This window comes from Geodermatophilus sp. SYSU D00697 (assembly GCF_054050175.1).
Genome location: NZ_JBJGYV010000001.1, coordinates 253,621 through 276,494, shown reverse-complemented (window position 1 = coordinate 276,494; position 22,874 = coordinate 253,621). Strand labels below are relative to the sequence as shown.

At 74.8% G+C, this 22,874-nt stretch carries 22 protein-coding genes and 1 pseudogene; 7 read left to right on the top strand and 16 right to left on the bottom strand.

The window, feature by feature from the left end; all coding sequences use genetic code 11:
* Positions 1-6 precede the first annotated feature (6 nt).
* The 3 genes from ACI79C_RS01435 to ACI79C_RS01425 form a co-directional block, all read right to left on the bottom strand.
* Positions 7-1,071, bottom strand: coding sequence for a glycosyltransferase family 2 protein (locus tag ACI79C_RS01435; RefSeq protein ID WP_456943817.1), 1,065 nt, complete (start codon positions 1,069-1,071; stop codon positions 7-9).
* 153 nt (positions 1,072-1,224) lie between these two features.
* A complete protein-coding gene (locus ACI79C_RS01430) occupies positions 1,225-1,881 on the bottom strand; it encodes a response regulator (RefSeq protein ID WP_456943816.1) in 657 nt (218 codons plus the stop codon).
* A gap of 11 nt (positions 1,882-1,892) precedes the next feature.
* Entirely contained in the window at positions 1,893-3,068 is a 1,176-nt protein-coding gene (locus ACI79C_RS01425) for an ATP-binding protein (RefSeq protein ID WP_456943815.1), read from the bottom strand.
* A 124-nt stretch (positions 3,069-3,192) separates the two neighbouring features.
* Between ACI79C_RS01425 and ACI79C_RS01420 the strand changes: the two genes are divergently transcribed.
* The 3 genes from ACI79C_RS01420 to ACI79C_RS01410 all read left to right on the top strand — a co-directional run bounded on the left by ACI79C_RS01420 (position 3,193) and on the right by ACI79C_RS01410 (position 5,668).
* Positions 3,193-4,128, top strand: coding sequence for a PspC domain-containing protein (locus ACI79C_RS01420; protein WP_456943814.1), 936 nt, complete (start codon positions 3,193-3,195; stop codon positions 4,126-4,128).
* Positions 4,121-4,423 carry a hypothetical protein gene (locus tag ACI79C_RS01415; protein WP_456943813.1) on the top strand — a complete coding sequence of 101 codons (303 nt, stop codon included), beginning with the start codon at positions 4,121-4,123 and terminating at the stop codon, positions 4,421-4,423. The genes ACI79C_RS01420 and ACI79C_RS01415 overlap by 8 nt, the downstream gene beginning before the upstream one ends.
* 264 nt (positions 4,424-4,687) lie before the next feature.
* Positions 4,688-5,668, top strand: coding sequence for a hypothetical protein (locus ACI79C_RS01410; RefSeq protein ID WP_456943812.1), 981 nt, complete (start codon positions 4,688-4,690; stop codon positions 5,666-5,668).
* A 60-nt stretch (positions 5,669-5,728) separates the two neighbouring features.
* Here ACI79C_RS01410 and guaA read toward each other — a convergent pair whose 3' ends face one another.
* Genes guaA through guaB form a run of 3 tightly spaced genes read right to left on the bottom strand, consistent with a single transcriptional unit; the run spans position 5,729 to position 9,962 of the window.
* Entirely contained in the window at positions 5,729-7,291 is a 1,563-nt protein-coding gene (gene guaA / locus ACI79C_RS01405; protein ID WP_456943811.1) for a glutamine-hydrolyzing GMP synthase, read from the bottom strand.
* Positions 7,291-8,439, bottom strand: a complete 1,149-nt coding sequence (locus ACI79C_RS01400; protein ID WP_456943810.1) for a GuaB3 family IMP dehydrogenase-related protein — start codon at positions 8,437-8,439, stop codon at positions 7,291-7,293. The genes guaA and ACI79C_RS01400 overlap by 1 nt, the downstream gene beginning before the upstream one ends.
* Positions 8,440-8,441: 2 nt before the next feature.
* Positions 8,442-9,962, bottom strand: a complete 1,521-nt coding sequence (gene guaB / locus ACI79C_RS01395) for an IMP dehydrogenase (protein WP_456943809.1) — start codon at positions 9,960-9,962, stop codon at positions 8,442-8,444.
* Between the two features lie 125 nt (positions 9,963-10,087).
* On the opposite strand from guaB, the gene ACI79C_RS01390 reads away from it, so the two are divergent.
* Entirely contained in the window at positions 10,088-10,489 is a 402-nt protein-coding gene (locus ACI79C_RS01390) for a DUF5319 family protein (RefSeq protein WP_456943808.1), read from the top strand.
* A 204-nt stretch (positions 10,490-10,693) separates the two neighbouring features.
* Positions 10,694-12,010 carry an S-layer homology domain-containing protein gene (locus ACI79C_RS01385; RefSeq protein WP_456943807.1) on the top strand — a complete coding sequence of 439 codons (1,317 nt, stop codon included), beginning with the start codon at positions 10,694-10,696 and terminating at the stop codon, positions 12,008-12,010.
* 120 nt (positions 12,011-12,130) lie between these two features.
* Here the strand turns inward: ACI79C_RS01385 and ACI79C_RS01380 are convergent.
* A pseudogene (locus tag ACI79C_RS01380) lies at positions 12,131-12,268 on the bottom strand (response regulator transcription factor); the annotation flags it as partial.
* A 907-nt stretch (positions 12,269-13,175) separates the two neighbouring features.
* Here ACI79C_RS01380 and ACI79C_RS01375 point away from each other — a divergent pair.
* Entirely contained in the window at positions 13,176-13,475 is a 300-nt protein-coding gene (locus ACI79C_RS01375; protein WP_456909005.1) for a WhiB family transcriptional regulator, read from the top strand.
* 219 nt (positions 13,476-13,694) lie between these two features.
* Here the strand turns inward: ACI79C_RS01375 and groL are convergent, their stop codons facing one another.
* The gene (gene groL / locus ACI79C_RS01370; protein WP_456943806.1) at positions 13,695-15,338 is read right to left on the bottom strand and encodes a chaperonin GroEL; all 1,644 of its coding nucleotides are present in this window, start codon (positions 15,336-15,338) and stop codon (positions 13,695-13,697) included.
* A 146-nt stretch (positions 15,339-15,484) separates the two neighbouring features.
* The gene (gene groES, locus ACI79C_RS01365; RefSeq protein WP_089402145.1) at positions 15,485-15,793 is read right to left on the bottom strand and encodes a co-chaperone GroES; all 309 of its coding nucleotides are present in this window, start codon (positions 15,791-15,793) and stop codon (positions 15,485-15,487) included.
* Between the two features lie 182 nt (positions 15,794-15,975).
* On the opposite strand from groES, the gene ACI79C_RS01360 reads away from it, so the two are divergent.
* Positions 15,976-17,199: a THUMP-like domain-containing protein gene (locus ACI79C_RS01360; protein ID WP_456943805.1), complete on the top strand. Its 1,224-nt coding sequence runs from the start codon at positions 15,976-15,978 to the stop codon at positions 17,197-17,199.
* A gap of 43 nt (positions 17,200-17,242) precedes the next feature.
* Here ACI79C_RS01360 and tsaD read toward each other — a convergent pair whose 3' ends face one another.
* The 7 genes from tsaD to alr are packed head-to-tail and all read right to left on the bottom strand — an operon-like array spanning position 17,243 to position 22,801.
* Positions 17,243-18,289, bottom strand: a complete 1,047-nt coding sequence (tsaD, locus tag ACI79C_RS01355) for a tRNA (adenosine(37)-N6)-threonylcarbamoyltransferase complex transferase subunit TsaD (protein ID WP_456943804.1) — start codon at positions 18,287-18,289, stop codon at positions 17,243-17,245.
* Positions 18,286-18,732, bottom strand: a complete 447-nt coding sequence (gene rimI, locus ACI79C_RS01350) for a ribosomal protein S18-alanine N-acetyltransferase (protein ID WP_456943803.1) — start codon at positions 18,730-18,732, stop codon at positions 18,286-18,288. Before rimI ends, tsaD begins: the two co-directional genes overlap by 4 nt.
* Positions 18,729-19,367 carry a tRNA (adenosine(37)-N6)-threonylcarbamoyltransferase complex dimerization subunit type 1 TsaB gene (gene tsaB / locus ACI79C_RS01345; protein WP_456943802.1) on the bottom strand — a complete coding sequence of 213 codons (639 nt, stop codon included), beginning with the start codon at positions 19,365-19,367 and terminating at the stop codon, positions 18,729-18,731. Before tsaB ends, rimI begins: the two co-directional genes overlap by 4 nt.
* Before the next feature lie 11 nt (positions 19,368-19,378).
* On the bottom strand, positions 19,379-19,834 hold the full coding sequence (tsaE, locus tag ACI79C_RS01340; protein ID WP_456943801.1) for a tRNA (adenosine(37)-N6)-threonylcarbamoyltransferase complex ATPase subunit type 1 TsaE: 456 nt from the start codon (positions 19,832-19,834) through the stop codon (positions 19,379-19,381).
* Positions 19,831-20,460, bottom strand: a complete 630-nt coding sequence (locus tag ACI79C_RS01335) for a uracil-DNA glycosylase (protein ID WP_456943800.1) — start codon at positions 20,458-20,460, stop codon at positions 19,831-19,833. The genes tsaE and ACI79C_RS01335 overlap by 4 nt, the downstream gene beginning before the upstream one ends.
* Before the next feature lie 2 nt (positions 20,461-20,462).
* Positions 20,463-21,665 (bottom strand): alpha/beta fold hydrolase, encoded by a 1,203-nt coding sequence (locus tag ACI79C_RS01330; protein ID WP_456943799.1) that lies wholly within the window; start codon positions 21,663-21,665, stop codon positions 20,463-20,465.
* Positions 21,665-22,801 (bottom strand): alanine racemase, encoded by a 1,137-nt coding sequence (gene alr / locus ACI79C_RS01325; protein WP_456943798.1) that lies wholly within the window; start codon positions 22,799-22,801, stop codon positions 21,665-21,667. The genes ACI79C_RS01330 and alr overlap by 1 nt, the downstream gene beginning before the upstream one ends.
* Positions 22,802-22,874 lie beyond the last annotated feature (73 nt).

Below are 22,874 nucleotides of genomic sequence, written 5' to 3'. Positions count from 1 at the left end.
GGGACATCAGCGCCGGAAACGCCCGGCGGGGCGGTGCCCGAAGGCGAATCCACTGCCCCAGCTGAGGTGGATGGTGGCGAGGACGGCGGGCAGCCACGCCCGCGCCCTCCAGTTCAGGCCGCGTCCCTCGACGAGGGAGGCGAGCAGCACGCCGCCGCTGTAGACGGCCGGGGCCAGCCACCCGCACTGGAGGGCGGGCCGGCCGGTCACCGAGCCCACCGCGCCGGCCGCCGTCCCCACGAGGATGGCTGCGGTGACGGCCGGCGGCGCGAGGTAGCGGGGCCGGATCGAGTCCGGGTGCTGCCGCATCACCTCGCGGCGCCAGCGGCCGGTGTGGAAGAACTGCCGCACCAGCTCGGTCCAGGACGAGCGCGGGCGGTAGGTGACCGCCAGGTCCGGGGAGAACCACACCACCCCGCCGGACTGCCGGATGCGGTGGTTGAGCTCCCAGTCCTGCGCGCGGTGGTAGTGCTCGTCGAAGCCACCGAGGCGTTCGAGCACCTCCCGGCGGAACACGCCGAGGTAGACCGAGTCGGCCGGGCCCTCCGTCCCGCCGACGTGGAAGCTGCCGCCCCCGAGGCCGACCTTGGACGCGTAGGCGCGGGCGACCGCCTGCTCGAACCCGGTCTCGCCGACGGCGAGCATCAGGCCGCCCACGTTGGCCGCACCGGTCTCCTCGAGCAGGCACACCGCCCGCTGCAGGTACCCCGGCAGCAGGATCCCGTGGCCGTCCACGCGGGCGACGATCCCGTGGCTGGACGCCTGGACGGCGACGTTGAGGCCGGCGGGGGTCTTCCCGCTCGGGTTGCGCACCAGCTTGATCCGCGGGTCGGCCGCGGCCAGCTCACGGGCGATGCGGTCGGTGTCGTCCCGGGAGGGCCCCAGGGCGATGACCAGCTCGACCTCGCCGCCGTACTCCTGCGCGAGGATCTCGGCGACGCTCGTGGCCAGGTGCCGGGCCTCGTTGAGCACCGGCATGATGACCGAGACCGACGGCCAGGCGCGTTCCACCTCCGCGGTCATCCACTCGCGCGGGTGACCGTCGGCTGCGGGCACGTATGTCTCTGTCATGGCACTGTGACTCTAAGTTCCGCGACGGTCCGGATCCGCGCTCCCCCGTCGATTCGTCGACATGTGCCAGCCGCGACACGCCACTGGAGTCACACGCGGCACGCGGAGCGCACCCGGCAGCCGACGGGAGGGACGGACCACTCCGTCCAGGCGTCAGAGGAGCCGGTTGGTGGCCGCCCACCGGGTGAGCTCGTTGCGGTTGGACAGCTGCAGCTTGCGCAGCACGTTGGACGCGTGGGACTCGACGGTCTTCACCGAGATGAACAGCCGCGAGCCGATCTCCCGGTAGGTGTAGCCCCGGGCGAGCAGCTGCATGACCTCCCGCTCCCGCGCGCTGAGCAGGTCCAGGCCCGGGTCGGTCGCCGGGTCCTCCGACGGCGCGGGGGCCGACGCCGAGGTCGCGGCGAACGCGTCGAGCACGAACCCGGCCAGCCGCGGGCTGAACACCACGTCACCCTCGGCGACCCGGTTCACCGCGGCGAGCAGGTCGGGGCCGGAGATGGTCTTGGTGACGTAGCCGCGGGCGCCCGCGCGGATGACCGCGATGACGTCCTCGGCGGCGTCGGACACCGACAGCGCCAGCCAGCGGACCGAGGGCAGCTCCGCCCGCAGCGCCTCGAGCACCGCGTGGCCGCCGCCCCCGGGCAGGTGCACGTCGAGCAGGACGACGTCGGGCACCGTGGCCCGGATGCCCTCGATGGCCTCCGGGACGTCAGCCGCCTCCCCGACGATGGCCACCGCGTCGCCCAGCTCGGTGCGCACGCCCGACCGGACCATCGCGTGGTCGTCGACCAGGAAGACGCGCGGCATGCCCTCCTCCGTCACGCGGCCTCCCTCGGCATGAGCATCTCCACCTCGGTCCCCTCCCCCGGCGCGGACCGGACGGTCGCCGTCCCGCCCACGCGGGTCAGCCGGCCGGTGACCGAGTCGCGCAGGCCGCGCCGGTCGGGGGGCACCGACTCCGGGTCGAACCCGGCCCCGCGGTCCCGGACGAAGACCGACACCTGCGCCGGGGTCACCTCGGTGTACAGGTCCGCCGACGTCGCGCCGGAGTGCTTGGCCGCGTTCACCAGGGCCTCCTTGGTCGCGGCGCCGAGCGCGGCGAGGGCGTCGTCGACCGGGGCGTCGCCGACGACGACCGACTCCACGGTCAGCGCGTGGTCGGCCTCGACGTCGGCGACCACCTCCGACACCAGCGCCGCCCACGTCCCCTCGGTGGACTTCTCCGGCTCGTAGAGCCAGGTCCGCAGCTCGCGCTCCTGGCTGCGGGCCAGCCGGGCGACGGCCTTGGGGTCCTCGGCGTGCCGCTGGATCAGCGCGAGCGTCTGCAGCACCGAGTCGTGCAGGTGGGCGGCGACGGCGGCCCGCTCCTCGGACCGGACGCGGGCGGTGCGCTCGGCCTCGCGGGAGGCCAGCAGCCGGCGCCACAGCGGCGCGGTGGCCAGCGCGATCCCGACCAGGATCACCAGGGTCGCGGCGAAGCCGTTGCGGGCGTTGGCCAGCTGACCGGTGGTGGCCAGCAGCAGCACCAGGCCGACGACGCCGAGGGCGATGCCGCCGGCCAGCACCCACGGCACGCCGGGGCGGGCCAGCGTGCGGTCGGTGTCCAGCTGCCGCCAGATGACCGCCAGCCCGGCGCCGACCAGGACCAGCGGGACGACGAGGTCGCTGTTGCCCCAGGTGGCCAGGTTGGTGACCAGTACCAGCGCGCCGAACCCGAGGAGGGTCAGCCCGAGCGCCTGCCGGCGGCTGGGCTCGGTGTCCGGCGCGGGCGTCTCGGGCACCGCATCCACGTCGGCGACCGGCATGAAGAACCACAGCAGCCCGTAGGCGATGACCCCGATGCCGGTGACCGCCAGGACGACGAAGCCGATCCGGACGACGAGCGGGTCCAGCCGCAGGTGGACCGCGGTCCCCGCGGCGACGCCGGCGAGCAGCCGCCCGGAGCGCGGGCGCGCCAGCTGCGGGCGCTGCGGCACCAGGGCGGTCGTCGTCACGCTGACGATCGTCGCACCGCGGGGCGCCGCGCCACACCGGTGATCACCCTGGAGTACCGGACCAGGGTCGATTGGGGGCGTTCCCTGATGTCCAGGGAGGGCGGCGCGGCGCAGGCTCTCCGGCATGACCTCCGTACCGCCTCCTCCCCCCACACCCCCCGCTCCCCCGCCGTACGAGCCGCCGGCCGCGGACCACCCGCCGGCCGGTCCGGCGGTCCGCCCGGCCCTGCAGCGCAGCCGGACCGACAAGGTCATCGGCGGTGTCTCCGGCGGCCTCGCCGAGTACAGCGGCATCGACCCGCTGCTGTGGCGGGTCGGCTTCGTCGCTCTCGCGCTGGCGGGCCCCGGCATCCCGGTCTACCTGCTGCTGTGGCTGTTCATGCCGGCCGGGCCCGGCGGCACCGGGCTGGTCCGGAGCGCCCGCGACCGGGCCCCGGCGGGCCCTCGCTCGCCGGTCCCGGGGGTGACGCTGGCCGGCCTGCTCATCGTCGTCGGCACGCTGGTCCTGATCAGCCGGTTCACCGACTGGTCCATCGGCCCCCGGTGGGTCCTCGGGTCGGGTCTGCTGGTCGTCGGGCTCGGCCTGGTCGCCGCGGCCTTCACCGGCGGACGCCGGGCCAAGGGCGGCCTGGTCGTCCTCGGCGCGATCCTCTCCCTGGCGCTGCTGGCGGCCGCGGCCGAACCGTGGCGCAACGTGGAGAGCGGCATCGGCGACCGCACGTACCGCCCGGTCAGCGCCGCCGACGTCCGCCCCGAGTACCACCTCGGCGTCGGTGACGCGACCCTGGACCTCTCCGACATCGACCTCGCCGGCCGGAGCACCCCGGTCACCACGCGGATCGACGCCGGGGTCGGGGACGTCGACGTCCTGATCCCCCGCTCGGCCGACGTCCGGGTCCAGGTCGAGAGCGGCATCGGCAACGTCGACGTCTTCGACGAGGGCGCGGCCGACGGCTACCACGCCGGGACCGGGACGGCGTCCTGGACCAACGACGGCGACCCCGAGATCGTGCTGACCATCAACGCCGGCATCGGCGACGTGGAGGTGGACCGTGCCTGACTACAGCGAGTTCCCGACGACGCCCACCGCCTGGCAGGAGCACGCCTGGGGTGACGTCACCCCAGTCGCGCCGCTGCCCGTCGAGGACCCGCCGCAGCCCCAGCGCCGCGGCGTGGACCTCACCGCCCTCGTCCCGGGCGTGGTGTTCGTCCTCCTGGCCATCTCGGTGATGGCCGGCGCGGCCTTCCCCTTCGACCTCTTCGACGACGGCGGACTGCTGTGGCTGCTGCTCATCGGAGCCGGGGTGGCCCTGCTGCTCAGCGAGGTCCGGAAGGCCCGCCGCAGGAGGAGCTGACCGCACGGGGGACGGAGAGGACCAGAGGGCCCGGAGAGCGAACCGCTCCCCGGGCCCTCTCGCGCTGTCCCGGGCGTGACCAGGTCCGATGCCGGGGGGGCACGATCCCGGCTCGATCGAGTGACACGTGCCATTTCCGTCCGTGATTGGACGACTCCGCTCCGTATCCTCGCCGCGTTCCGCACACTCCTGGGGTCGTCCGGCACCAGGTGACAGGATCCGGCGCCCTCCCACGGGGCCGGGCTAGCAGAGAGCGCCAGACCCATGCGCACCCGACTCCGCCGGCTGTTGTCGGTACTCGCCCTGACGGTGGCGGCCTCCGTGGTCTCCGTCCCGGGGGCGCAGGCCGCGTCCGCCTCCTGGGGCCAGTGGCACTCCGTTGCCATCTCCGCCTCCGCCCCCAAGGCCACCTACACCTACGTCCTGAAGTCGGCGGCGACGGCCCGGTTCGTGGTCGGTGACCTCGGCGCCGACTACGCCCTGACGCTGTACGACGGCTCGTGGCGCACCGTCGCCACGAGCAACCGGGCGGGGCGCAACGCCGAGGAGATCATCCGCCCGCTCAAGGCGGGGACCTACCACGCCGTGGTGACCTCGCCGGCCAAGAAGTACACGAGCACCCGCTTCAGCGTCCGCGGGCAGGTCATCTCCGGCGTCGCGCTGCTCTCCAGCTCCGGACGCGTCCTCCCGGACGGGCGGTTCCTCCTCGCGGCCGACCTCTACAACACGACCTCCGTGCCGCAGGACTGGCGGGCCGACCTGAAGTTCTACGACCGGAACGGCGGGTTCCTGGAGTCGCGCGGGTTGCACGTCTGGGGCGGTGCCGTCATGCCCAGGTCACACGGTTTCGCCGGGACGGGGCTGACCAGCTGGTACGTGGACGAGCCGCCGAGGGGCTGGGCCACCTACCGGATCACCAACGTCCGGACGTGGTCGGAGGTGTGCGACCCCACCACGACGATGCCGGTCACCAGGTTCGCTGCCAGGACCGACCCCGCCAACAGCGGGCGGACCATCTGGTCCGGACTGGTCGGGAACAGGGACCGGACGATGCACACGGCGCAGATCGCCATCGCGAACTTCAACGCGCGGGCCGACATCCTGACCGCGACGGGCAAGTACCGGGGGTCGGTCGCGGGAGGTGAGGCGGTCAGCTGGTCGTTCGGTGACTACCGGGTCAGCGGGGCCACCACGCTCTCCCTCATCACCGCGCACGTCTACTCCTCGGCGTGCTACCGACCCTGACGACCGGCGGTCGACAACAGAGGGCCCGGGGAGCGAACCGCTCCCCGGGCCCTCTGCCGTCTATTCCCACTCGATGGTGCCCGGCGGCTTGCTCGTCACGTCGAGGACGACCCGGTTGACCTCGGGCACCTCGTTGGTGATCCGCGTGGAGATCCGCGACAGGACGTCGTAGGGCAGGCGGGTCCAGTCGGCGGTCATCGCGTCCTCGCTGGACACCGGCCGCAGCACGATCGGGTGGCCGTAGGTGCGACCGTCGCCCTGGACCCCCACCGAGCGGACGTCGGCCAGCAGCACCACCGGGCACTGCCAGATCTCCCGGTCCAGGTTCGCCGCGGTCAGCTCGGCCCGGGCGATCGCGTCGGCCTTCCGCAGCAGGTCGAGCCGCTCCCGGGTGACCTCGCCGACGATCCGGATGCCCAGCCCCGGACCTGGGAACGGCTGCCGCCAGACCAGCGACTCGGGCAGCCCCAGCTGCAGGCCCACCTCGCGCACCTCGTCCTTGAACAGCGTGCGCAGCGGCTCGACCAGCGTGAAGGTGAGGTCCTCGGGCAGGCCGCCGACGTTGTGGTGGCTCTTGATGTTCGCCGTCCCCGTGCCGCCGCCGGACTCGACGACGTCGGGGTAGAGCGTCCCCTGCACGAGGAAGTCGACGGTCTCGCCGTGTGCCTGGGCATCCGCGACGACGTCGGTCGCGGCCTGCTCGAAGACCCGGATGAACTCGCGGCCGATGATCTTCCGCTTCTGCTCGGGGTCGCTCACCCCGGCCAGGGCGTCCAGGAACTGGTCGCGGGCGTCGACCACCCGCAGGTCCGCGCCGGTGACGGCGACGAAGTCCCGCTCGATCTGCTCGGTCTCCCCCTCGCGCATCAGCCCGTGGTCGACGTACACGCAGGTCAGCCGGTCCCCGATGGCCCGCTGCACCAGAGCCGCGGCGACCGCGGAGTCGACCCCGCCGGACAGCGCGCACAGCGCCCGCCGGTCGCCGATCTGCGCGCGGATCCGCTCCACCTGCTCCTCGACGACGTTGGCCATCGTCCAGGTCGGCTCGAGGCCGGCGATGTCGAACAGGAAGTGCTCGAGCACCGTCTGCCCGTGCGCGGTGTGCCGGACCTCGGGGTGGAACTGCACGCCGGCGAGCTTGCGGTCGACGTCCTCGAAGGCGGCGACCGGCGCCCCGGTGGACGTCGCGGTGACGGTGAACCCGGGCGGCGCGGCGCTGACCGCGTCCCCGTGGCTCATCCACACCGACTGCTCCACCGGCAGGGTCCCGAACACGCGCGACTGCGTGGTGACCGTCAGCGGCGTCCCGCCGTACTCGCGGTCGCCGGTGCGGGCGACGGTGCCGCCCAGGCTCTGCGCCATGGCCTGGAAGCCGTAGCAGATGCCGAACGCCGGCACCCCGGCCTCGAACAGCGTGGGGTCCACCTGCGGGGCCTCGGGCGCGTAGACGCTGGACGGCCCACCGGAGAGGACGATCGCCGCGGGCTTGCGGGCGACGATCTCCTCGGCCGGGACGTCGGAGGGGACGATCTCGGAGTAGACCCCCGCCTCCCGGATCCGCCGGGCGATCAGCTGGGCGTACTGGGCGCCGAAGTCGACGACGAGGACGGTGGGGAACTCCATCAGTCGTCCTGCTGGGGCTGGTAGCCGCCGATGACCAGGTCCACCCGCTGGAACTCCTTGAGGTCCCGGTAGCCGGTCTTGGCCATCGTCCGGCGCAGCGCGCCGAACAGGTTGGTCCGCCCGTCCGCGGTGCGCGCCTCGCCGAGCAGGACGTCGTACAGGGACCCTGCGGGCGCGACCGGCGCGGAGGTGCCGCCCCGGGGCAGCCGGGGGTGGGCGGCCACCGAGTCCCACCAGATGCCGCCACCGGGGGCCTCGGCCGCGGCGCGCAGCGGCTCGCCGACCTGGACGGCGTCCGCCCCGCAGGCGAGCGCGCGGGCGATCGCCCCGCTGGTCTCGATCCGGCCGTTGGCGATGACGTGCACGTAGCGCCCGCCGGTCTCGTCCAGGTAGTCCCGGCGGGCCGCGGCGGCGTCGGTGATCGCGCTGGCCAGCGGCACCCGGATGCCCATGACGGTGTCGGTGGTGGAGTAGGTGTCGGCGCCCACGCCCACGATCACCCCGGCCGCGCCGGTGCGCATGAGGTGCAGCGCGGTCTGGTAGTTGGCCGCCCCGCCGACGATCACCGGGACGTCGAGGTCGGCGATGAAGTCCTTGAGGTTGAGCGCGTCACCGGAGGTGGTGACGTGCTCGGCGGAGACGATCGTGCCCTGGATGACCAGCAGGTCGACGCCCGCGGCGAGCACGGTCGGGGCCAGCTGGAGCGTGTGCTGCGGGGAGACGCGCACCGCCGTCGTGACCCCGGAGTCGCGGATCTCCTTCACCCGGGCGGTGACCAGGTCCGGCTTGACCGGCTCGGCGTAGACCTCCTGTAGCAGCGCCACCGGCGGGGCGCCGTCCCCCGCGGCGTCGCGCAGCCGCCGGTACACCGGTGTGGGGTCGTCGTAGCGGGTCCACAGGCCCTCGGCGTTGAGCACGCCCAGGCCGCCGGCCTGCCCGATCGCGATCGCGGTGGCCGGGCTGACCACGGCGTCGGAGGGGCTGGCCACCAGCGGGATCTCGAACCGGAAGGCGTCGATCTGCCAGGCGGTGGAGACGTCGTCCATGTCCCGGGTGCGCCGGGACGGGACGATGGAGACCTCATCGAGGTCGTAGCCGCGGCGGGCGAAGCGGTTGAGCCCGATCTCGACGGTGTCGCGCACGTTCATCGTCAGCGCCCCCGGTAGTTCGGTGCCTCGACCGTCATCTGGATGTCGTGCGGGTGGCTCTCCACCAGGCCGGCCGAGGTGATCCGCGTCAGCTGCCCGCGCTCCTGCAGGTCGGCGATCGTGGCCGCGCCCGCGTAGCCCATCGAGGCGCGCAGGCCGCCGACGAGCTGGTGGGCCACGCCGGCCAGCGGGCCGCGGTAGGGCACCTGGCCCTCGATGCCCTCGGGGACGAGCTTGTCGTCGGAGAGGACGTCATCGGCGAAGTAGCGGTCCCGGCTGTAGGACTGGTCGCCGCGCTTCTGCATCGCGCCCAGCGACCCCATGCCGCGGTAGGTCTTGAACTGCTTGCCGTTGACGAACACGAGGTCGCCGGGCGCCTCCTCGACGCCCGCGAACAGCCCGCCGATCATCACGGTGTCCGCGCCGGCGACCAGCGCCTTGGCGATGTCCCCGGAGTACTGCAGCCCGCCGTCGGCGATGACCGGGACCCCGGCCGGGCGGGCGGCCAGCGCCGCCTCGTAGACGGCCGTGACCTGCGGGACGCCGACGCCGGCGACCACCCGGGTGGTGCAGATGGAGCCGGGGCCGACGCCGACCTTGACCGCGTCCACGCCGGCGTCGATGAGCGCCTGCGCGCCGGCGCGGGTGGCGACGTTGCCGCCGACGATCTGCACGCCGCGCTCGCCGGAGCCGAAGTCGGCGCGGACCCGCGCCACCATGTCCAGCACCGCCCGCTGGTGGCCGTGCGCGGTGTCGACGACGAGCACGTCCACGCCGGCGTCGACCAGCAGGCCGGCCCGCTTGTAGGCGTCCTCGCCCACGCCGACCGCGGCGGCGACCACGAGGCGGCCGTCGGCGTCCTTGGTCGCCAGCGGGTACTGGTCGCGCTTGACGAAGTCCTTGACGGTGATCAGCCCGCGCAGCCGGCCCGCGTCGTCGACCAGCGGCAGCTTCTCGACCTTGTGCTGGGACAGCAGCCGCAGCGCGGTGTCGGCGTCGACCCCCACCGGGGCGGTGATCAGCGGCATCGGCGTCATGACGTCGCGGACGAGGCGGTGCTTGTCGGTCTCGAACCGCATGTCGCGGTTGGTGCAGATGCCGACCAGCACGCCGTCGTCGTCCACCACGGGCGCACCGGAGATGCGGTACCGGGCCGAGAGCGCGTCGAGCTCGGCGAGGGTGTTGTCCGGGGAGGCGGTCACCGGGTTGGTGACCATGCCGGCCTCGGAGCGCTTGACCAGGTCGACCTGGCCGGCCTGCTCCTCGGCGGCGAGGTTGCGGTGCAGGACGCCGACACCGCCCACGCGCGCCATGGCGATCGCCATCCGGGCCTCGGTCACGGTGTCCATCGCGCTGGAGAGCAGCGGCACCGCCAGCCGGATGCCCCGGGTCAGCCGGCTGCTGGTGTCCACCTCGGCCGGGACGACGTCGGACGCCCCGGGGATCAGCAGGACGTCGTCGTAGGTCAGGCCGAGCGGGGCGAACTTCGCCGGCAGCTCGGGGACGAACTCGTCGGGCCGCATGGATGCCGCCACCCCTCCGGATCGGCCGGCACCCTCTCCTGGGCGCGCGGGGAGCCTCCTCCCGATCGTAGGCGGCGACCTCGCGCCCTCGATGTGATCCCCGTCGGGCCACTACCGTGGGGGCCGTGAGTACGTGGGACGACGCTTCCGGGCCCGACTTCGGGCCCGCCGACCAGCCAGGTCCGCCGCCGCTGACCATGGAGGAGCGGGCCGGCGTCCTGGACGACCTCGCGGAGCTGGAGGTGTTCCGGACCCTGCTGGAGCCGACCGGTATCAAGGGCATCGTCGTCGACTGCCCGGACTGCGACGAGGAGCACCACGTCGACTGGGCGCTGATGCAGGCCAACCTGCGGCAGCTGCTCGAGGAGGGGCAGACCGGCCGGCACGAGCCGCCCTTCGACCCCGACCCCGACGACTACGTCAGCTGGGACTACGCCAGCGGCTACGCCGACGGGATCGCCGCGATGGCCGAGCGCGAGGAGCCCGGTGGGTCCGGCCGCGCCGGCAAGCACGCCCGCGACGACTGAGCAGTCCCCGCGTCGCCGACGCACCCACCCCTCCCCTCCCGGCGGGATCAGCCGTCACACCGACGCGCCCGGGGTCCCCGTCCGGCCGTCGTCCCGTTGCTACGAACGCCTCGGTCCCGCTCGGGACCGCACGGCTGAGCCGGGGGCTACTCCTCCGTCGCGACGTCGGCCACCGGACGACAGGGCGGGGAGAGGGGTCGGGGCATGGGTCTGCGGCGAGCAGCGGCGGTCGTGGTCGGCATCGCCCTGGCACTGGTCCTCGCCGGGCTCCCCACAGCCGTCCCGGCAGCGGCGGCCACCACCTTCACCGACGTCCCGGCCAACGCCCCGTACGCGGCCGACGCGCGGTGGATGGTCGACCGGGGGATCACCACCGCCGCCGGCGGGAGGTTCCGACCGACGGCCACCGTCACCCGGCAGGAGGCGGCGGTCTTCCTCTACCGGACGAGCCACGCCGGTCGGTCCGCCCCCGCCTGCACGGTCAAGCCCTACTCCGACGTGCCGGCGTCCTCGCCGTACTGCGGGGCGATCGCCTGGCTCAAGGCCGCCCGCGTCGTGGCCGCCGGGCCCGCCTTCGGCCCCTCGACACCCACGACGCGGCAGTACCTCGCCGTCGCCGTCTCCCGGCTGGCCGGCGGGACGCCACCCCGGGCCTGCACCAGCGCACCGTTCCGCGACGTGCCGGTCTCGTCGAGCGCCTGCGCGGCCGTGGCCTGGCTGAAGTCGCAGGGGATCGCCGTCGGGCTGTCCGACGGCACCTTCCGGCCGACGAGCGCGGCCACCCGGGCCGCGACCGCGACGTTCCTGCACGGCTGGTCTGACGTCCGGTCGCCGGTGCTGGGGGCCGACGTGTCCCACCCGCAGTGCGGCAGGCCGCTGCCCACCGGACAGGCCTTCGGGATCGTCGGGGTCAATGCCGGGACGGCGACGACGACCAACCCCTGCCTGGCGACGCAGCTGGCGTGGGCCCGGGGATCGGTCGGGGGCACCGGGCAGCCGCGCGTGCAGCTCTACGTCAACACGGCCAACCCGGGCGGCCTGGACACCCCGACCTGGCCGAGGTCCGGCACGAACCGCTACGGCACCTGCACCGGCGCCAACTCGACGGCCTGCGCCTACCAGTACGGGCGGGACCGGGCGCGGGAGGACGTGACCGTCCGCGGGGTCAGCCGGCCGCAGGACTTCGTCTGGTGGCTCGACGTGGAGCTGGAGAACACCTGGGACCTCACGGCCGCGGGTGCGGCGCGGAACGTCGCCGTCCTCGAGGGGATGGTCGAGCAGCTGCGCAGCGTCGGCGTCGCCGGGGTCGGCCTGTACTCCACGGCCTACCAGTGGACGACGATCGTCCGCTCCAGCGTGCCGGCGAACAGCCCGCTCAACGGGCTGCCCAGCTGGCTGGCCGGCGCCCGCACCGTGGCCGGCGCCCGGGCCGCGTGCCAGCTCCCCCCGCTCACCCGGGGCGGGCGGGTCGCGATGGCCCAGTACATCGACGGCTTCGACCGCAACCACTCCTGCACCTGAGCGTCCCCCGGACACGTCGAGAGCCCCCGGTGGGCGCCCCGGGGGCTCTCGCCCTCGCCGTCCCGGACCCCAGCGGGAGTGGCTCATTCCGCGGCGGTAACCCGTGGCCACCGCCTCGGCGCGGTCCTTGGCGCCCAGCTTGCGGAACAGCCGGCGGGCGTGGGTCTTGATGGTGTCCTCGGACAGGTAGAGCTCGCGGCCGATCTGGGCGTTGCTCTTGCCCTGGCTCATGCCGGTGAGCACCTGCATCTCGCGCATCGACAGGGCGACCGGAGCCGGCTCGCGCACCGTGGAGCGCACCGTCGTCGGGCTCGCCCCGGCCAGCGGGGTGGCCCCGTTCCACGACGGCGCACCGCTGGGAGCGCCGACCGACGCGAGCGGGACCGGCTGGTGCGGGATCGCCGGCACCGGGCCGCGCCCGTCGACCCGGAGGCCGACGCGGGACAGGCCCAGGCCCATCTCCAGGGCGGTGGCGTCCCAGCGCAGGTAGCCCCGCGCGCCGACCGCGACCGCGGCACGGACGGTCTCGGCGTCGTCGGGCGCGCCGAGCACGAGGACGGGCAGCTTCGGGTGGGCGCGCAGCGCCTGGGTGGCGACGGTCAGCCCCGAGTCGACGGCCCGCTGGGTGCCGATCAGCAGGACGTCGGGCATCCGCGTGGCCAGCCGGGACATGAGGGCCGCGGCGTCGCCGACGACCTCCACCCGGCCGACGAACGGCAGTGCCACCAACCGGCCCGCGATGTCGTCGCGGACCCGCCGCCGCTCGTCGTAGACCCACACGGTCGTCGTGCCGTGGCCCGGACCGCGCATCCTGTCGTCGATCACGCCTGCTCCTACGCTCCCCCGACGGTGCCGCCGGGTCCCACCGCCCGGTTCCCCCGGCCGGGTGTCGCTCGGGTCGGAGCTCCCCGCCCGGGGACCCACCGCCGTCGCTCCGGTCGTGGCCGACGCTCCGGACGGGTGTCCCACGCCGGAGTTCGGCACGACCTGCAGCCACCTTGATCGACCGGGGGGCGGGACGACAGCGGCTCTCACCCAGCGGGGGGAGACGGGAGCCGTGAAAATGCGGGGTCACGGTGTGTTTGACCCACGGACACGTCGGGCACCGGCCCCCATGCAGCCGGACCGCCCCCTCCGGCTCGCGCCGAGCCGAGGAGGACCTGAGATGGCCGACATCCGCCGCCTGCCCACTCCCGTCGCCGAGGTGTGGGACTGGCAGCTGCACGGAGCTTGCCGAGGTGAGAGCACGGCCCTGTTCTTCCACCCGGACGGTGAGCGCGGTCCGGCCCGGGCCCGTCGCCAGGCGGCTGCCAAGGCCGTCTGCAGCCGCTGCCCCGTCATCGACGCCTGCCTCAAGCACGCGCTGGCCGTCCGCGAGCCCTACGGCGTGTGGGGCGGCATGAGCGAGGAGGAGCGGGCCCGGCTGATCGCCGCGGAGCCCGCCGCCGTCGCCGCGGGGGTCTGACGCCTCGCCACAGATTCGAACGCCGAGAGGGCCGGTCCAGCAGTTGCTGGACCCGCCCTCTCGGCGTGTGCGGGTCCGCACCGCGGGGACGTCGTCGGCGCGGCGTCCTCCCCCGCGGCGCGGCGTCCTCCCCCGCGGCGCGGCGTCCTCCCCCACGGCAGACGGTGAGGGAGGACGCGCGACGATCAGGTCACCTGGTCGTCGCCGCCGGGGACCACCTCAGTGGGCGTGCCCGTGGCCGTGCGAGTGGCCGTGCGTGTGGTGCCCGGCACCGGCGTGGTCGTGCTCCTCCTCGGGAGCCTCGACGACGGCGGAGTCGGTGGTCAGCACCATCGCGGCGATCGACACGGCGTTGTTGAGCGCGGCCTTGGTGACCTTGACCGGGTCGATGACGCCCTGGGCGGCCAGGTCGCCGAACTCGCCGGTGGCGGCGTTGAAGCCCGACCCCGGGCCGGCCTCGCGCACCTTGGCCACGACGACGCGGCCCTCGAAGCCGGCGTTCTCGGCGATCCGCACCAGCGGGGCGTCCAGCGCCGCGCGGACGGCGCGGGCGCCGGTCAGCTCGTCGCCGGAGAGGTCGAGGGACTCGATCGCCGCGGCCGCGTGGACCAGCGCCGAGCCACCCCCGGGGACGACGCCCTCCTCCACCGCGGCGCGGGTGGCGGCGATGGCGTCCTCGATGCGGTGCTTCTTCTCCTTCATCTCGACCTCGGTGGCCGCACCGACGCGGATGACGCCGATGCCGCCGGCCAGCTTGGCCAGCCGCTCCTGCAGCTTCTCGCGGTCCCAGTCGGAGTCGGTGGCCTCGATCTCGCGGCGGATCTGCGCCACGCGGTCGCCGATGGCCTCGCGGGTGCCGCCGCCGTCGACGATCGTGGTGTTGTCCTTGTCGACGACGACCCGGCGGGCGGTGCCGAGCACCTCGAGGCCGACCTGGTCGAGCTTGAGGCCCACGTCCTCGCTGACCACCTGGCCGCCGGTGACGACGGCGAGGTCGGTCATGAACGCCTTGCGGCGGTCGCCGAAGTAGGGCGACTTCACCGCGACGACCTTGATCGTCTTGCGGATCGAGTTCACGACCAGGGTGGACAGGGCCTCGCCCTCGACGTCCTCGGCGACGATGAGCAGCGGACGGCTGCCGGTCGAGAGGACCTTCTCCAGCAGCGGCAGCAGGTCGGCCAGCGCGCCGATCTTGCCCTGCACCAGCAGGACGAGGGCGTCGTCGAGGACGGCCTCCATCGCCTCCTGGTCGGTGACGAAGTAGGGCGAGAGGTAGCCCTTGTCGAACTGCACGCCCTCGGTGACGTCCAGCTCGGTGGAGAGGGTGTTGCTCTCCTCGACGGTGATGACGCCGTCCTTGCCGACCTTCTCCATGGCCTCGCTGATCAGCTGGCCGACCTCGGCGTCCTGCGCGGAGATGGTGGCGACGCCGGCGATGGCCTGCTGGTCGGAGACGGGGATCGCGACCTCGTCGAGGGCCTTCGACACCGCGTCGGCGGCCGTCCGCATGCCGGCGCCGAGCGCCATCGGGCCGGCGCCCGCGGCGACGTTGCGCATGCCCTCCTTGACCAGGGCCTGGGCCAGCACGGTCGCGGTGGTCGTGCCGTCGCCGGCGACGTCGTTGGTCTTGGTGGCGACGTTCTTGGCCAGCTGGGCGCCGAGGTTCTCGTACGGGTCCTCGAGCTCGATCTCGCGGGCGATGGTGACGCCGTCGTTGGTGATGGTCGGCGCGCCGAACTTCTTGTCGAGGACGACGTTGCGCCCCCGCGGGCCGAGGGTCACCTTGACCGCGTCGGCGAGCTTGTCGACACCGCGCTCGAGTGCGCGGCGGGCGTCCTCGTTGAACTTGATGATCTTGGCCATGGGCCCTTCCGATCTGGGGTGGTGCGGGACCGACGACGACCGCCCCGGGACCCGGTGTTCGGGTCGCCGGGGCGGTCGGTGACGTGCTGGAACGGCCTCGTCCGGAGGCTCGTCCCGAGCTCGCGAGGGATGAGGACGAGGTCCTCTTACTTCTCCACGACGGCGAGCAGGTCACGCGCGGAGAGGACCAGGTACTCCTCGCCGGCGTACTTGACCTCGGTGCCGCCGTACTTCGAGTAGATGACCACGTCGCCGACGTTGACGTCGAGCGGGACGCGGTTGCCGTTGTCGTCGATGCGACCGGGGCCCACGGCGATGACCGTGCCCTCCTGCGGCTTCTCCTTGGCGGTGTCCGGGATGACCAGACCAGAGGCGGTGGTGGTCTCGGCCTCGTTGGCCTGGACCACGACGCGGTCCTCCAGCGGCTTGATGGTGACCTTGGTAGCGGTCGTCACGTCGGCGACGCCCCCTTCGGTGTCGGACGGCTGTGGGTGCTGATGCTGTGGCACGGTGCGAGGGCCTGCCGTCGCGGGGATCAGGCGCCAGCCCGTGTCGATTGGCACTCTACCCACGAGAGTGCCAGCCGCTCAACCGGGTCCCCGCACCGGGCGCCCGGCCCGTGCGTCACGCTGAGCCCGTGCCCGCCGAGCCAGCCGCCGACGCGCTCACCCAGCTCAGGTGGCTGCAGACCGCCGACGGGCAGGCGGCCGTGGCCCGCGCGGCCGGGCTGCTCGCCGAGGGGGCCGACCTGCTGACCGGGCTCGGTCGGCTGCGCGCAGAGGTGGGGCCCGCCCACGCCGGGCCGGCGTGGGAGCTGGCGCGGCTGCGCGCCCGCGCGCGGCCGGTGTTCGGCCCGGACGCCGACGTCCTGTTCCTCACCGCCGACACCCTCGAGCAGGCCGGCCGCCCCCCGCTGGCGGCCCGCCGGGCGACCCGGCTGCTGGCCGGCAGCGCCACCGCGGCCGACCTGGGCTGCGCCTCGGGCACCGACACGGTCGCGCTCGCGCGGGCCGGCGCAGCGGTCGTCGCCGTCGACCGGGACCCACTGGCCCGCGAGTTGACCGCCGCCAACGCCGTGGCGCTCGGGGTGGCCGACCGGGTCACCGTGCTCGACGCCGACGTCGTCGACCTCGTGGCCGCAGCCGACGGGGGCGCCGTGGCCGGGTGCGACGCCGCCGTCCTGGACCCCGCACGGCGGGCCGGCGGACGGCGGCAGCTGGACCCCGACCGCTGGTCGCCCCCGTGGTCGACCGTCGCCGCGCTGCTGGACCGCGTGCCGCGTGCGGTGGTGAAGGTGGCGCCCGGGCTGGACCACGAGCGGGTGCCTCCCGGGGTGGAGGCGGAGTGGGTGTCGGCGGGCGGCTCGATCGTCGAGGCGCTGCTGTGGGGGCGCGGGCTGTCGGCGACCTGGCGGCGGGCGTCCCTGGTGCACGAGGGCGCGGTGCTGGAGCTGACCGCCGACGCCGACCCGGGACCGGCTCCCACGGGCCCGGTGCGCGGCTGGTTGCACGAGCCCGACCCCGCGGTGATCCGGTCGGGGCTGATCACGCTGGTGGCCACGGACCTCGGCGCCACGCTGGTCGACCCGACGATCGCCTACCTGACCTCCGACGCGCCGGCCGGCTCTCCGTGGGTGTCCTCGTACCGCGTCGACGAGGTGCTGCCGTTCAACCTGAAGAAGCTCAAGGCCCTGTTGCGGTCGCGCGGCCTGGGTCGGGTCGTGGTGAAGAAGCGCGGCTCGGCGATCGAGCCCGAGCAGCTCGCCCGGCAGTTGCGCGGCCCGGGTGCGGGGTCGGCGGTCGTCGTCGTCACGAGGGTGGCCGGCGCTCCGACGGCGCTGGTGTGCGGGGTTGCGGGGTGAGTCGAGGGGATCGGTCCGTGTGACGCGGACCGATCCCCTCCGCTCACCTCCTGACGACGTCGATCGGCAGGGAGCTGTCCGCGCCGAAGTCCGGGGCCGACGGTGCCACGCCCGCCTCGACCAGCCGCGAGCCGAGCGCGGCGACCATCGCGCCGTTGTCGGTGCACAGCCGGGGGCTCGGCACGCGCAGCACGATCCCCGCCGCCGCGCACCGCTCCTCGGCCAGCGCGCGCAGCCGCGAGTTGGCCGCCACCCCGCCGCCGAGCACGAGGTGGTCGACGCCGGCGTCCCGGCAGGCGCGGACCGCCTTCCTCGTCAGCACGTCGGCGACCGCCTCCTGGAAGGACGCCGCGACGTCGGCGACCGGTACCGGCTCCCCCGCCCGCTGCCGCGCCTCCACCCACCGCGCCACGGCGGTCTTGAGGCCGGAGAAGGAGAAGTCGTAGGGGGCGTCGCGGGGGCCGGTCAGCCCGCGCGGGAAGTCGATCGCGCTCGGGTCGCCCTCGCGCGCGGCCTTGTCGATCGGCGGCCCGCCGGGGAACGGCAGGCCGAGCACGCGGGCCACCTTGTCGAAGGCCTCCCCCGCGGCGTCGTCGATGGTGCGGCCGAGCGACTGCACCTCCCGGGCGAGGTCGGGCACCAGCAGCAGCGAGCTGTGCCCGCCGGAGACCAGCAGCGCCATCGACGGCTCGGCCAGCTTGCCGTGCTGCAGTTCGTCGACGGCGACGTGCGCGGCGAGGTGGTTCACGCCGTACAGCGGCTTGCCCAGCGCCAGCGCGTATGCCTTGGCCGCAGCCAGCCCCACCAGCAGCGCGCCGGTCAGGCCCGGCCCTGCCGTCACCGCGATCGCGTCGACGTCGCCCGCCCGCACGCCGGCCTCGGCGAGGGCACGGTGCACCGTCGGCACCATCGCCTCGAGGTGCGCCCGCGAGGCGATCTCCGGGACGACGCCGCCGAAGCGCTCGTGCTCGGCCATCGACGTGGCCAGCGCGTCGGACAGGAGCGTCCGCCCGCGGACCAGGCCGACCCCGGTCTCGTCGCACGAGGTCTCGAACCCGAGCACCAGTGCTCCCCCACCCACGCCGCTCACAGCGTCTCCCGTCTCATCACGACGGCGTCGGTGCCGCTGGGCTGGTAGTAGCCGCGACGCCGGCCGATCTCGGTGAACCCACGCCGCCGGTAGAGCCCCTGGGCGAGCTGGTTGTCCGCGCGGACCTCCAGCAGCACCACCGGGCTGCGCCGGTCGGCCTCGGCCAGCAGCGCGTCGAGCAGCGCCGCGCCGATCCCCTCGCCCTGCCGGTCGGGAGCCACCCCGATGGTGGCCACGTGCGCCTCGTCGTCGTAGGCGATCAGGCCCGCGTACCCCACGACGCGGTCCCCGTCCTCGGCGACCAGGTAGTGGCGGGTGTCGGTGCGGGACAGCTCGTCGCGGTACATCGCCGCGGTCCAGGTGTCCGGGGCGAAGAGCGCCTCCTCGAGCTCCAGGACGGCGGCCAGGTCCGCGAGCCGCATCGGCCGCAGGCGCGCAGTCACGTCGTCGTCACCGGCTTGAACGTCGTCGGCGGGACGGCATCGGGACGGCGCAGGTAGAGCGGCGTCAGCGGGCCGGCGCTCGAGGGGTCGGCCAGCTGCGCCGCCGCGGCCCGCAGCAGCCCCGCCGTCGTCACCTCGGCCGGGACGACCTCCGCGCCGAGCCGCTCGGCGAAGCGTGCGTCCCCGACCACCGGGCCCGTGACGGTCAGCTCCTCCGGCCGGACGACGCCCGGGCCGGCGGTGCGCGACCCGTCGGCGGCGTAGGCGGCCCAGTAGACCTCCTTGCGGCGGGCATCGGTGACCACCGTGCGGGCGCCCGAGCCGATCGCGTCCAGCGAGCAGACGCCGACGGCCGGGATCCCCTGGGCGTCGGCGAGGGCGGCGGCGGTGACCACGCCGACCCGCAGTCCGGTGAACGGACCCGGGCCCAGTCCGGTGACGACGGCGCCGACGTCGGCGGTCGAGGACCCCGCCTCGCCCAGCACCTCGGTCACGGCGATGGTCAGCAGCTCCGCGTGCCGGTTCCCGGACGGGACGGCCCGCTCGGCGAGGACCTCGGGCGGGCCCTCCGGCACCCACCGCGCCAGGCCGGCGACCAGCGTCGGGGTGGCGGTGTCGAGGGCGAGGACGAGCACGACCGTCCAGGTTACGCAGCGCCGTCCAGCCGCCGCTCCCAGCCCGGGCCGTGCGGCACGAGCAGCGCCGTCCGGACGTCGTCGTCCCGGCGGTCCAGCCGCACCTCGAGGTGCTCGTCGGCGAGCTGCTCGACCAGCCCCTGCCCCCACTCGACGACCGTGACCGACTCGTCGGTCGAGGCGTCGAGGTCCAGGTCGTCGACGTCGGCGACACCGCCGAGGCGGTAGGCGTCCACGTGCACCAGCGGCAGCCGGCCGCCGCGGTGCACGCGGGCGATGACGAACGTCGGGGAGGTGACCGGCTCCCGCACGCCGAGCGCCTCCCCGATGCCCTGGGTCAGCGCGGTCTTCCCCGCTCCCAGCGGACCGACCAGCACGACCAGGTCCCCGGCGCGGAACAGCCCGGCCAGGGCCGCGCCGAGCGCACGGGTGTCCTCCGGTCCGGGGAGCACGTGCTCGCGCTTCACCGCAGGCTCCGCGCGACGGCGGTGAGGTCGGCGAGCAGCCCGGCCCGCGGCGCGCCGTTGGGGCCGAACCGGATCGCCGCGGACGGGTGGTAGGTGGCCCACACGGCCCGGCCGTCCACCTCGTGGGCCCGGCCGCGGGCCTCGGCCAGGACGGTGCGCGGGCCGAGGAACCACTTGGCCGACGACAGGCCCAGCGCGACCACCACCGGCGGGTCCAGCAGCTCCAGCTGCCGCCGCAGCCAGCCGCTGCAGCGCGCCACCTCCGGCGCCCTCGGCGTCCGGTTGCCCGGGGGGCGGCACTTCACCACGTTGAGGACGGCGGCCTGGCCGCGGTCGAGCCCGGCCTCGCCGAGCAGCTGGTCGAGCAGGGCTCCCGACCTCCCGACGAAGGGCCGGCCGGTGGCGTCCTCCTGCGCGCCGGGTGCCTCCCCGACCAGGGCCAGCCGGGGGCGACCCGCGGCGGGGACGTCGCCGACGACCACGTGCTGCCGGGTCGCGGCCAGCTCCGGACAGGCCACGCACGGCCGGGCGGCAGTGGCCAGGGCGGCCCAGTCCGCAGCCGCGGCGGCGGTGCGGGCCACCTCCTCCGCGGCGGCGTCGAACCGGGGCGGCCGGGGTGCGGCCACGGTCAGCACCCCCGCCCGGCGACGTCCGGGAGGCCGGCGACCACGCGGCGCAGCAGCCCGGAGAGCGCGGCGGTCACCTCGTCGGGCTTCTCCAGCAGCACCATGTGGCCGGCCTCGTGGACCACGACGTACTCGGCTTCCGGCAGCCGCTTCACGATGGCGTCGCTGTGCTCGCTGGGGATCAGCGTGTCCGCGTCGCCGGTGAGCACCAGCGTCGGGACGGCGCGCAGCGGCTCCAGCGACCCGGTCTCGTCCAGGCCGGCCAGCGCCGGGTAGAACTCCGCGATCACCTCGACCGGCGTGCCGGCGATCATCGAGTCGACGTAGCGGCCCAGGGCGGGGTCCACGTCGGCCGAGGCGAACGACAGCGACCACGTGACGTGCGAGATGAGGTCGGCGGCCAGCCGGCGGGTGCGCTCGGCGAAGGCCGGACGGCGGCGCATGGTGAACGCCGCGACCGGGAGGAGCGCCGCCCGCACCCGGGTCAGCAGCTCCGGCATCCCGAAGTCGAGGTCGGCCAGGTTCCCGCTGGAGGTGCTCAGCAACGCGGCGCCGACGACCCGGGTGCCGAACAGCTCCGGGCGCAGCGCGGCCAGCGCCATGATCGTCATGCCGCCCATCGAGTGGCCGACCAGCACCACCGGGCCCCGGGGCACCCGGGTCTCGATGACCCGGCCCAGGTCGCGGCCCAGCTGCTCCATCGTCGAGTGCTGGGCCGGCCCGCGACCGGAGGAGCCGTGGCCGCGCTGGTCGTAGAAGACCAGGCGGGCCGTGGGCCGGGAGCCGTTGGCGGTGGCCAGTTCCGCGCCCAGCGCCCGCCGCTGGAAGGTCCAGGACGCCATCGACAGCGTGTAGCCGTGCACGAAGACGACGGTCAGGGGTGCGTCCGACGGCCCGACCTCCTCCACGTCGAGCAGGACGCCGTCGTCGGCCAGGACCAGGGCCGTGCGCTCGGCCCGGCGTGCGGCCGGCCCGAGCGGGTCGTCCTCGCGCAGCTCGGCGTCCGACGCCCCGGCCGGCAGCTCCGCCGCCGACCCCAGCCGCTCGGCCCCCACGCGGCGGGCCGCGGCGCGACTGACCCCGATGCCGACCGCGGCGGCGGCCGCCGCCAGGCCGAGGACCGCACCCACGACCCCCGCGCGGGAGTGCGGGTGGCCCTTCACCGACGGCTTCCCCGCGGCCGGCCGCTTCCTCGCCACCGCCATCAGACGGCGCCCGCCGAGCCGACGTGGCGGCGGGTGAAGCGGCCCCCGATCCGGGTGACCAGCTCGTAGTGGATGGTGTCGACGGCGTCGGCCCACTGCTGCGCGGTCGGCTCGCCGTGGTCCCCCGGGCCCCAGAGGACCACCTCGTCCCCGGCCCGCACCTCGGCGTCGCCGACGTCCAGCACGAACTGGTCCATGCAGACCCGGCCGGCGATGGTCCGGTGCGCTCCCGCGGCGAGGACGGGAGCCCGGTTCCCGGCCGCCCGCGGCACCCCGTCGGCGTAGCCGACCGGCACCAGGACGAGCGTGGTCTCGGTCTCCGGGAAGTAGGTGTGCCCGTAGGAGACGCCCACGCCCGCCGGCACCCGCTTCGTCAGCGCGACGGAGGCGCGCACCGTCATCGCCGGGCGCAGGCCGTGGACCGCGGGGTCCCCGCCGAGCGGGTCCAGGCCGTAGACGGCCACGCCGGGCCGGACCATGTCGTACCAGGTGTCGGGCAGGGCGACGGTTGCCGCGGAGTTGGCCAGGTGCCGGCGGGCGTCGGTCAGCCCGGCCGACCGCGCGATCCCGACGGCCTCCTCGAACACCCGGACCTGCGCGCCGATCGTGGGATGGGTCGGGGCGTCGGCGTAGGCCATGTGGCTCCACAGCCCGACCACCTCGACCTCGCCGTCGGCCTGCGCCCGCGCCGCCGCGGCGACCAGCCCGGGCCAGTCGGCCTCGGTGGCGCCCTCGCGGGAGAGGCCGGTGTCGACGAACAGGTGCAGCCGCGCGGCGCGACCGGTGGTGCGGGCCGCCGCGACCACCTCTTCCAGGGCCCACTCCGCGTTGACCGAGAGCTCGACGTCGGCGGTGAGCGCGGCGGCGTAGTCGGTGCCCGGAGCGTGCAGCCAGGCCAGCACGGGAGCGGTGACGCCGGCCGCCCGGAGCGCCAGGGCCTCCTCCAGCACGGCGACACCGAGCGCGTCGGCGCCCCCGGCCAGCGCCGCACGGGCCGCGGGGACCAGGCCGTGCCCGTAGCCGTCGGCCTTGACCACTGCCATCAGCGGCCGGCCGACCCGCTCGCGCAGCACCGCGGTGTTGGCGGCGATGGTGTCGAGGTCGACGACCACCTCCGCACGGGCTCGGTTCGTCACGTCTCCTCCTCGCTGACGCTCGTCGGAGACGTGCCGGTACGTGCTGTGCCTCCGCGTGACCTCGCGAGCTCGG